The organism is Bacillus haikouensis, from assembly GCF_013179555.1.
Classification (GTDB): Bacteria; Bacillota; Bacilli; order Bacillales; family Bacillaceae_B; genus Rossellomorea; species Rossellomorea haikouensis_A.
On sequence record NZ_JABMCR010000139.1, the window covers coordinates 1 to 11,524 of the forward strand.

Annotated in this window: 9 protein-coding genes; all 9 read left to right on the forward strand. The window is 41.2% G+C overall.

Annotated elements, in window-relative coordinates; genetic code table 11:
- Nucleotides 1–1,168: aspartate kinase (dapG, locus tag HP456_RS13820; RefSeq protein ID WP_172252049.1), on the forward strand; the 1,168-nt coding region annotated here is incomplete at its 5' end.
- Between the two features lie 25 nt (nt 1,169–1,193).
- Nucleotides 1,194–2,063, forward strand: coding sequence for a 4-hydroxy-tetrahydrodipicolinate synthase (gene dapA / locus HP456_RS13825; protein ID WP_281358045.1), 870 nt, complete (start codon nt 1,194–1,196; stop codon nt 2,061–2,063).
- Nucleotides 2,064–2,363: 300 nt separating this feature from the next.
- Entirely contained in the window at nt 2,364–4,031 is a 1,668-nt protein-coding gene (locus HP456_RS13830) for a ribonuclease J (protein ID WP_172252051.1), read from the forward strand.
- A 283-nt stretch (nt 4,032–4,314) separates the two neighbouring features.
- On the forward strand, nt 4,315–4,992 hold the full coding sequence (locus tag HP456_RS13835; protein ID WP_246289053.1) for a ClpP family protease: 678 nt from the start codon (nt 4,315–4,317) through the stop codon (nt 4,990–4,992).
- On the forward strand, nt 4,989–5,195 hold the full coding sequence (locus HP456_RS13840; protein WP_172252053.1) for a YlzJ-like family protein: 207 nt from the start codon (nt 4,989–4,991) through the stop codon (nt 5,193–5,195). The genes HP456_RS13835 and HP456_RS13840 overlap by 4 nt, the downstream gene beginning before the upstream one ends.
- Nucleotides 5,196–5,387: 192 nt before the next feature.
- Complete coding sequence (locus HP456_RS13845; RefSeq protein WP_172252055.1) at nt 5,388–7,745, forward strand: FtsK/SpoIIIE family DNA translocase; 2,358 nt, start codon at nt 5,388–5,390, stop codon at nt 7,743–7,745.
- A 496-nt stretch (nt 7,746–8,241) separates the two neighbouring features.
- The gene (locus HP456_RS13850; RefSeq protein WP_172252057.1) at nt 8,242–8,964 is read left to right on the forward strand and encodes a GntR family transcriptional regulator; all 723 of its coding nucleotides are present in this window, start codon (nt 8,242–8,244) and stop codon (nt 8,962–8,964) included.
- A 51-nt stretch (nt 8,965–9,015) separates the two neighbouring features.
- Nucleotides 9,016–10,113 carry a BMP family lipoprotein gene (locus HP456_RS13855; protein ID WP_172252059.1) on the forward strand — a complete coding sequence of 366 codons (1,098 nt, stop codon included), beginning with the start codon at nt 9,016–9,018 and terminating at the stop codon, nt 10,111–10,113.
- A gap of 278 nt (nt 10,114–10,391) precedes the next feature.
- Nucleotides 10,392–11,524 (forward strand): ABC transporter ATP-binding protein (locus tag HP456_RS13860; protein WP_172252061.1); only part of this gene is annotated, 1,133 nt, incomplete at its 3' end.

The window sequence follows — 11,524 nt, forward strand, 5'->3', positions numbered from 1 at the left end:
TCATATCAATGAAGCGATCGAAAAAGACTATAAGGTGGTAGTGGTTGTCTCTGCGATGGGAAGAAAAGGCGAGCCATATGCCACAGATTCTTTATTATCTTTGATTGGCGGTACTAATGCGCTTGTTAGTAAAAGAGAGCAGGATTTACTATTATCATGCGGAGAAGTTATCTCCAGTTTGGTATTCTCGAATATGCTGCTGGAAAATGGTATCCGTTCCACTGCATTGACTGGCGCGCAGGCCGGTTTCATTACGAATCGCGACTTCAATAATGCTAAAATTATTGAAATGCAATGCACCCGTCTATACAAAGAGCTCGAAACTCATGACGCTGTGGTGGTGGCAGGTTTTCAAGGTGCGACGAAAGAAGGAGATATCACAACCATTGGAAGAGGGGGCAGTGATACTTCTGCATCTGCACTTGGTGCAGCACTAAAAGCTGAATTCATTGATATCTTCACAGATGTCGAAGGCGTGATGACTGCGGATCCAAGAATTTCTGCAAAAGCCAGGCCAATATCCGTGGTTTCCTATAATGAAGTATGTAACATGGCATATCAGGGAGCGAAGGTGATACACCCGAGAGCAGTCGAAATCGCTATGAATTCCAATATTCCTATCAGAATTCGATCCACCTATTCTAAAGGTGAAGGCACACTCGTAACGACTGCGGAAAATACGAAAGCACATAAGGAATTCCGTAATCATCCTGTCACTGGAATTGCACACGTAAGTCAGTTGACTCAGATTAAAGTATTCGCAAAAAAGGATCAATACAATCTTCAGGCTGAAGTATTCAAAGCAATGGCAAACGAAGGGATCAGCGTAGATTTCATCAATATCTCCCCCAAGGGAGTCGTATATACCGTTGCTTCAACTTTAGCAGGAAACGCAATAAAGGTATTAAAGAAGAAAGGTCATGATCCCGTTCTTGAAGAAAATTGCGCGAAAATTTCAGTGGTAGGGGGCGGAATGACAGGCGTGCCTGGTGTTACATCAGCAATTGTTACGTCTCTATCTGATAATGGCATCCGGATCCTCCAATCCGCAGACAGCCATACGACGATTTGGGTACTGGTGAAAGAAAACGAATTAATCCGTGCCGTGAATGCTCTTCATGATACATTTCAGTTAGAAAAGCCTCACAGCACGTTCAAAGCAGGATAGATAATTAAAAAGGGGAGTGTAAAGCTTGAATTTTGGCCGTGTTTCAACCGCTATGGTCACACCGTTTGATCATAAAGGTAACATAGATTTTTCAAAAACCACTCAGTTGATAAATTACTTGATTGACAATGGAACGGATTCTCTTGTGGTGGCAGGGACCACTGGTGAATCACCTACATTGACCAAAGAAGAAAAAGTTGCATTATTCCGACATGTAGTCAAAGCCGTGAACGGGAGGATCCCGGTTGTTGCAGGAACAGGAAGCAACAATACTCATGCGTCGATCGAATTGACGAAAAAAGCTGCAGAAGCAGGTGTGGATGCAATTATGCTGGTTGCCCCATATTATAATAAGCCAAGTCAGGAAGGGTTGTTTCAGCACTTTAAGGTTATTGCGGATTCAACTTCCTTACCCGTCATGCTTTATAATATCCCGGGCAGGTCTTCAGTAAATATTGATCCGGATACGATCATCAGATTATCAGAAGTTGAAAATATTACTGCTGTAAAAGAAGCTGGCGGTAATTTGGATGCAATGACAGAAATCATATCCAATACTCCAGAAGACTTTTCACTATACAGCGGTGATGATGGGCTGACCCTTCCGATCATGTCCATTGGTGGAAATGGAATTGTTTCTGTGGCTTCTCATATCATCGGGAATGAAATGCAGGAGATGATTAACTATTTTGTGGAGGGCAATGTATCTGCAGCTGCGAAAACTCATCAAAAATTATTACCTGTAATGAAAGGATTATTTACGAGTCCAAGTCCGACGCCTGTCAAAACGGCCTTGCAAATGAAAGGTCTGGACGTTGGTGCTGTGCGTCTTCCTTTAATTTCTCTCAGCGAAGCAGAGAGAGTGAAGCTCAGCCAATTATTGGATACGATATAAAATAAGGTCGAGAATGTGCAGAGGCATCTGCACATTTTTTCTTTTGTACAGGAAATGTAATCTTTTAGAATAAATAGTCGAACATTTAAAGAAAATAAAGGATTTTATAAAGCGGTATCGAAATAGTTAATTAGAAAATTGATGCATACTTCGACCTTATACAGTAGTATTTCTCAGCACCCAATCGTTCCCATTCATTCCTTTACAGGGTAAATTTGGTTGTACTTAAAAAAAGTTATCAAGTATAATGAATCTGACTGATTATAGATCGGGGAAGCACAGCATAGGAGGACACATATTGTGAGTAAGACAAAAAATGAAGTAATCCGAATCATCCCATTGGGCGGAGTTGGAGAAATCGGCAAGAATATGTACGTTGTGGAAGTCGATCAAGAAATTTTCATCATTGATGCAGGTTTGATGTTCCCTGAAAATGAAATGTTTGGAATTGATATCGTCATTCCTGATATTGATTATCTCATTGAAAACAAAGAACGCGTAAAGGGGATTTTCCTTACCCATGGGCATGAAGACAGTATCGGTGCCATTTCGTATGTTTTGAACAGAATTAAAGCTCCTGTTTACGGAACGAAATTAACCAATGCTCTGGTAAAGGCACGATTAAAAGATGAGCAGGTTCACCAGGATGTAAAATTCTTCAATGTACATTCAGACAGCCTTCTGAACTTTAAGGGAGTACAGGTTACTTTCTTCAGGACAACACACAGTATCCCGGATTCTGTTGGAGTATGCATTCACACTTCCGAAGGCGTGATTGTACATACCGGAGAATTTAAATTTGATCAGTCCGCAAAGCATCTCTACAGGCCAGACTTAGGTAAGATGGCGGCAATCGGAGACAAAGGAGTGCTTTGTCTATTATCGGACAGCATTGAAGCGGAAAGGCCGGGTTATACGACATCAGAAGCTGTCATCGCAAATCAGCTCAATGATACTTTCCGCACAGCTAAAGGACGCATCATCGTTGCATGTTTCGCGTCGAATTTAATTCGCCTTCAGCAGGTATTTGATGCAGCAGAACAAAATAACCGGAAGGTGGCGGTTGTCGGAAAAAGTTTAAAACGGGTTTATGACGTTGCGTTAAAGCTGGGATATTTACATACACGTGATGAAATGATGATTTCCCTGGATGAAATAGAAAACTATCCAAATGATGAAATTGTCATCATCGCAACCGGTACGCAAGGTGAACCCTTCGAAGCATTACAGAGGATGGCAAAGAAATCACACCGTCTTGTGAACATCGAATCCGGAGATACGGTGCTAATAACTGCTACTCCTTCCCCAGGGATGGAAGTGACAGCTGGCCGGACAATTGACATGTTATTCAGAGCAGGAGCAGAAGTGCTGACGGCAAATAAAAAAGTCCATGTTTCCGGACACGGCAGTCAGGAAGATTTGAAGTTTATGCTGAATATCATGAAACCTAAACATTTCATACCGATCCAGGGAGAATATAAGATGCTGGTAGCCCACTCTAAGCTCGCACATGATACCGGGCTTCCTTATAAAAAGATATTCATCCTGGATAAAGGCGATGTCCTCGAATACAAAGATGGGAAGATGAAAATGAGCGGCCGGGTCACCGCTGGAAATGTCCTCATAGATGGAAGCGGAGTGGGTGATGTTGGAAATATCGTTCTGCGTGACCGCAAACTGCTTTCGGAAGACGGTGTATTCACGGTAGTAGTCACCATCAACCGCAGATCCAAGTCTATCGTCGCGGGTCCTGAAATCATCTCGCGCGGATTTGTCTATGTCAGGGAATCCGAGCAATTAATAGAAGGAGCTTCGGGGATAGTGAATGATGTCGTTCAAACTTACCTTCAAAAAGGCTCATTCGAATGGTCGGCGATCAAACAGGATATCCGGGATCAGCTTAACTACTTTTTATTCAATAAAACAAAAAGAAGACCAATGATTTTACCGATCATCATGGAAGTGTAAATTTATATTCCAATCTTGTAAAAAAGCTATCCCTTGATTTTAAAGCGGATAGCTTTTTTCTTCGTTTTAATATCCAAGTTTGATAAGCATCAAATCAAAATGACGTTGACAATATAGCGATAGATAGTATGAAAAAGGTTCCTTATAAAAATAATAACAAAAGAAACGTATTGAAAAAGGAGATGTCATTATGAATGAAAACCATCTGAACATGGATCAAGAGCCTCAGCCCAATCAGCCAAATAAAGGTGAAGGGGATGGAAAAGACAAGCCATCAGGTCTAATGGAAAAGATACAGCAATTAGGACAAACCAATGTCCCTCAGCTTTCACAGGATTCAAATATTCATTGCTTGACAATAGTGGGACAAATCGAAGGGCATATGCAGCTTCCTCCGCAAAATAAAACGACTAAATATGAACATGTCATTCCACAGTTAGTGGCCATCGAACAAAACCCGAAGATAGAAGGTGTTGTGGTAATTCTGAATACTGTTGGGGGAGACGTGGAAGCGGGACTCGCTATTTCGGAGATGCTAGCTTCTTTATCTAAACCGACAGTTTCTGTGGTACTCGGCGGAGGACACAGTATCGGGGTTCCGATTGCTGTTTCCTGCCAATATTCATATATCGCAAGCACTGCTACGATGACGATTCATCCAGTTCGATTAACGGGATTGGTCATCGGTGTACCACAGACATTTGAATACCTTGATAAAATGCAGGACCGTGTCGTAAGTTTTGTAACAAAACATAGTAATATCACAGAAGATGCATTTAAAGATCTTATGTTTGCAAAAGGGAACCTCACCCGTGATATCGGTACGAATGTAGTGGGGGATGACGCTGTGGCATATGGGTTGATTGATGGAATCGGTGGAATTGGCGCTGCCATTCAGAAACTTAATGAATTAATCGACAGCAACAGACAAAGTGATCAAAAAGAAGGTCTGATACAATGATTTTATATACCACTGTTCCTCAAGAACAGATTTACCCTGCAGATGAAACAGAGTTCAGCGGTCAGATGATGATCGAGCATCAAGGTATCCCGCTTCTCGTTCAGCAGGTCAATAATAAATATCGGATCATCCGAATAATGAGCAGTGATCCCGCTCATTATATGGATGGCACAATATGTCCGGGTGAATTTATCACGAATTAAGAAAGAAAGAGGATTCTCTGAAAATATTGGTTATGCTATAATAAATGTGGAAGAGCTGCATCTGATTCGAAAACGTATCCCAATCAAAACGGAAAGGGTCTGACACCTTAGGCACGCGATTTGCCCCAAGTGTTCAGCCCTTTCTTCAATTACATAACAGCAAAGTATTTTATAGAATTTAGGTGAAACAGATTGGCAAAACGAAAAAAACGCAAGAAACGATCTTCAACAAGCTCGTCACTGAAACAAACAATCAAATATGAGATTACCGGACTTGCTCTGACCGCATTAAGTATCATTTCCATTATAGAGCTTGGAGCCGTCGGAAAGGCATTCGTGTATTTCTTTCGGTTTTTTCTTGGTGAATGGTACATGGCTGCCTTATTGTGGGTGCTCTATATTGCAGGTTACCTGATGGTAAGACGGGAAGTACCATTATTATTCAGCAGGCGGTTACTCGGTCTTTATATTATTATCGCTAGTTTTTTACTGCTGAGTCATGTGAAATTATTTGATTTGTTATCGAATGACGGTACGTTTGAAAATCCGAGCGTCATCATGAACACTTGGGATCTATACTGGATGGATGTAAACGGCGAGACCAGTACATCAGATCTTGGAGGGGGGATGATCGGGAGCATAATGTTTGCTGTCTCGTATTTCCTTTTTGATTCCCAGGGGGCAAGAATTGTCAGTGCTACGTTTATTCTAATAGGGATCATACTGGTAACAGGCAAGTCACTCGGAGAGGTTCTTGGAAGACTCGGAACCCGTTTCCGCGATTTCTTAGGAAGCCAATGGACAGCCTTCAAGGATGACATGAGTGACTGGAAAACAACAAAAGGAAAGAAAAAAGCAGAAAAGCATCAAAAAGCAAAAGATGATTCCAAGAAGAACGAATCTCTTCCCCTTCAGGAAGATGGTAAGGAAGAAGATAAGATTGAGCCTATTATTTCTAATTTTGCAGAAAAAGCATACGGAGCTACCACTCCTAAAGACGAGTCCGTTTCATCAACTGGAGAAACGGATAAGCAGGCGACTTCAACACAGAAAGAAAAGGAGGATGAAGTTGAAACAGAGGCTGCCCCGCCAATAACCTTTACTGAAGTGGAAAATAAAGACTACAAACTTCCCTCTTTAGCTTTATTGAAAAGTCCGAAGCAGACGGATCAAAGCAATGAATATCAATTGATCCATGCAAATGCCGCCAAACTTGAAAGGACATTCCAGAGTTTCGGTGTGAAAGCAAAAGTGACACAGGTTCATCTCGGCCCGGCGGTTACGAAGTATGAAGTACACCCTGACGTCGGAGTCAAGGTGAGCAGGATCGTTAACTTGAGTGACGATCTAGCATTGGCATTGGCAGCTAAGGATATTCGAATTGAAGCACCGATTCCAGGAAAGTCAGCAATCGGCATTGAAGTCCCGAATTCTGAAGTAGCCATGGTATCTTTACGGGAGGTATTGGATTCGAAACAGCATAACAAGCCTGATGCGAAACTTCAGATCGGATTGGGAAGAGATATTACAGGTGAGGCAGTTTTGGCTGAATTGAATAAGATGCCCCACTTACTTGTTGCCGGTGCGACTGGAAGCGGGAAGAGTGTGTGTATTAATGGGATTATTACTAGTATTTTAATGCGGGCTAAACCTCATGAAGTGAAATTGATGATGATTGATCCAAAAATGGTCGAATTAAATGTTTACAACGGAGTACCGCATCTCTTAGCACCTGTCGTGACCGATGCAAAAAAAGCATCACAGGCGCTTAAGAAAGTGGTCAGTGAAATGGAACGACGCTATGAATTGTTTTCTCACACAGGTACTAGAAATATCGAAGGATATAATGATTATGTGAAAAGGCAAAATATCGAGAATGAAGAAAAGCAGCCATTGCTTCCATACATTGTCGTCATTGTAGATGAGTTGGCTGACCTGATGATGGTAGCTTCCAATGACGTAGAAGATGCAATCACGAGACTTGCCCAAATGGCACGTGCGGCGGGAATCCATCTGATTATTGCTACCCAGCGGCCATCAGTCGATGTCATTACAGGCGTGATTAAAGCGAATATACCTTCCCGTATAGCCTTTGCTGTATCTTCACAAACGGATTCCAGAACCATATTGGACTCCGGTGGAGCTGAGAAGCTTTTAGGCCGGGGGGATATGTTGTTTATGCCTGTAGGGGCATCAAAGCCAACGAGGGTACAAGGTGCTTTCTTATCCGATGAGGAAGTTGAGGAAGTGGTTGATTTCGTCATTTCACAACAAAAGGCACAATATCAGGAAGAAATGATCCCTGATGATATACCTGAGGAAGCAAACAGTGGTGAAGCCGAAGATGAATTATATAATGACGCTGTTCAATTAATTGCTGAAATGCAAACTGCCTCAGTTTCCATGCTGCAGCGCAGATTCAGGATAGGGTACACCCGGGCTGCACGGCTGATAGACGAGATGGAAGTAAGAGGAGTGGTCGGTCCTTATGAAGGAAGTAAGCCGAGAACGGTGTTAGTCGGTAAACCTTCAGAGGAGCAAAATGCTTAGAAAGTAATGATGACTTGTCAAAAAAGTGAAGTTAACCTTGAAAAAGGGAGACTCACTTTTTTTGTACTCTTATTGTAAGCGATACCATTAATATCATCACATGCACTGAACTATTTAGAATACCCATTAATAATATAGTATCGGTTCAAATGAAACCGTTTAAATTTATTGTATTCTAGTTTATCCACCAATGTGATATACTATTAAAAGCGTTTACAATATGAATAAAATTATTTCAAAATTGTAATAAAAAAGGGGTGTGCAGCTTTCGTCTGTAATGTTCAGGTAAATATTGTAATGTGATTATGAAGAAATGATGATTTTTATCCTATTATTTACCATAAAAATTTTCAGAATTGCCTTATTGGTCTTTTTTTTCGACAAAATCACATAATGCTATTTATTTATCAAAAGAAAAGTGTTATAGTATTTTCGATTAGTAGGAAAGATATACATCAGAGGTCTGATGTCTTGAGAAAATTTGGTGGTGGTTCCAGTGACAATTAAAACAGACAATCGACATTTATACTTACAAGTTATTGACCGTTTGAAAAAGGATATTGATGCAGGAGTTTATAAAGAAAAAGAAAAACTTCCTTCTGAATTTGATCTTTCCAAACAACTGGGTGTTTCCAGAGCTACTCTCAGGGAAGCATTAAGGATCCTTGAAGAAGAAAGTGTCATTATCCGCCGGCATGGTGTAGGAACATTTGTGAATGCCAAACCTCTGTTTACTTCAGGGATTGAGCAATTAAACAGTGTTTCCAATATGATTAAGCAGGCAGGAATGGAGCCGGGGACCATTTTCTTAAGTTCGACGACTCAAGAAGCGACTGAGGATGATGTCAAAAGATTTCAAAGTGAAGATGAGAATTTCACTCTGGTTGAACGTGTTCGTACAGCTAACGGGGAACCGGTGGTGTATTGTGTTGACAAAATCCCTGAAAGAGTGCTTACCAGGAATTTCACGCATGAAGACAATTCCATATTCTCCGTGTTGGAAAACCGCGAGAATAGAAGAATTACACATGCTGTCGCCAAAATCGAACCGATGGGATACCATGAGAAAATTTCTCCGATTCTGAATTGTGAGCCTGAGACAGCTTTACTCGTACTCAAACAAATGCATTTTGATGAGAATGATGAGCCGATCCTGTACTCAGTCAACTATTTCCGGTCTGACAAATTCAGTTTCCAGGTTTTAAGGAAACGTGTCTAGCAAACAATCTTTCTACTAATTTATTACTACAAATATTGGGGGGTACTCTAGGTGAAAAAGCGTAAATTCGGTTTAGCGCTGTCTTTTGTTCTTGCAGCAGGTACAATATTAGGTGCTTGTGGTTCAAGCGAGAAAGAAGAAGGTGCATCTAGTGGTGATGGAAAGAGTAAAGAAGATCAATTTACAGTAGCAATGGTTACTGATGTTGGTGGTGTCGATGATAAATCATTCAACCAATCAGCTTGGGAAGGCTTGAAGGCATTCGGTGAAGAACACGGATTAGAAAAAGGTAAAAGCGGTTATGATTACCTTCAATCTCAATCTGATGCAGACTATGCTACAAACTTAAACACATTAGCTCGTCAAGATTTTGACTTAGTATACGGAATTGGCTTCCTTATGGAAGGTGCAATCAATGATATTGCAGGACAGCAAAAAGACGCTCACTTTGCAATCGTTGATGCGGTTGTAGATCAGCCAAATGTTGCAAGTATCACATTCAAAGAGCAGGAAGGTTCTTTCCTTGCAGGTGTGGCAGCAGGTTTAGCAACAAAAACAAATAAAATAGGTTTCATCGGCGGAATGGAGATTCCGGTAATCGAACGTTTCCACTCTGGTTTCTTAGCAGGTGTTAAAGCTGTTAACCCTGAAGCTGAAGTTGTCTCTGATTATGCAGGTGCGTTTGACAAAGCAGAACTTGGTCAAACAATCGCTTCTAAAATGTACTCTCAAAATGCAGATGTAGTTTTCCATGCAGCTGGCGGTACCGGTAATGGACTATTCAAAGAAGCACGTGATTTAAAAGAAAAAGATCCTTCCCGTGAAATCTGGGCAATCGGTGTTGACTCTGATCAAGCTGCAGAAGGTAAAGTAGGAGATCACAACATCGTTCTTACTTCCTCTTTAAAGCGTGTTGACAACGCAGTACTCGACCTTTCCAACAAAGCGAAGGAAGGTAACTTCCCGGGTGGGGAAGTCATTTCATACGGTCTTAATGAAGATGGTGTAGGCCTTGCTGAACTTAATGAAGAACTTTCAAACAAAGATGAAGTAATGGCGAAAGTGGACGAGTGGAAAGAAAAGATCGCTAATGGAGATATCACAGTACCTGAATCTCTTGAGGATGCAAAATCTTTCTCTGCAGAATAATCGTCAAATGATATCAGGGATAAGCGGGCCATGGAATGCCGGTCTCTTATCCCTTTTTCTTTCAAGATATGAGTGGATAAATAGTACTAATCGATACACTCGTCATTGGTAATATGTATCTATTAACGGGTTTAGAATTTTAATTGAAGTATAGAAAGCATACCTTCTATCTTTCATTTAGAGTTCTAAAAGGGGAACCCCCTTTTTTTCTGGCGGACCAAGGTCTGACCTCTAACTACTAAACTATTTATCACTAGCCTATACAAGGAGTGAAAGCAATGGATTATGTAATTGAGATGCTGAATATCCGAAAGGAATTCCCGGGCATCGTGGCAAATGACAATATTACCCTCCAGCTGAAACAAGGTGAAATTCATGCGCTTCTTGGTGAAAACGGTGCAGGTAAGTCAACGTTAATGAACGTCTTATTTGGACTTTATCAGCCAGAGCACGGTGAGATTCGCGTCAAGGGTAAGAAGGTAAACATCACCAACCCTAATATTGCGAATGATCTGGGTATCGGGATGGTGCATCAGCATTTTATGCTGGTGGATACATTCACTGTTACAGAGAATATCATCCTTGGGAGAGAACCGAAAACCGGCGCATCAGTAGATATTAAAAAAGCTGAAAAAGATATTTTGGACATTTCCGAGAAATATGGGTTGAAGGTGGATCCATCTGCTAAAATATCAGATATTTCAGTGGGGATGCAGCAGCGCGTAGAGATTCTTAAAACCCTTTACCGCGGAGCGGATATTCTGATCTTTGATGAACCTACAGCAGTTTTGACCCCGCAAGAAATCAAAGAACTTATTCAGATTATGAAAACCCTTATTAAAGAAGGTAAGTCTATCATTCTCATCACTCACAAACTCAAAGAGATTATGGAAGTGTGTGATAATGTAACCGTTATCAGAAAAGGTAAAGGGATTGGAACTGTAAAAGTTTCAGAAACCAACCCTAACCATCTGGCCAGCCTCATGGTTGGACGTGAAGTGACTTTTAAGACAGAGAAAACCGAAGCCAAGCCTGCCGGAAATGTACTGGAAATAAAAGATTTGAATGTAAAGGACAGCAGGAACGTCCCGGTGGTCAAGTCACTGAATCTTGAGGTGAGGGCGGGTGAAATCCTGGGAATTGCAGGCGTGGATGGAAATGGACAAACCGAACTGATTGAAGCAATCGCAGGACTTCATAAAGCGGAAAGTGGTTCCGTCAAGTTAAACGGAAAAGAAATAATGAACCTGAAGCCTCGGAAGATTTATGAAACCGGGGTTGGAAATATACCTCAGGACCGGCATAAACACGGATTGGTATTGGATTTTCCTATAGGCGAAAACATGGTTCTGCAAACATATTATAAGAAGCCTTTTTCTAAAAAAGGGATTCTGAACTATAAGAATATATA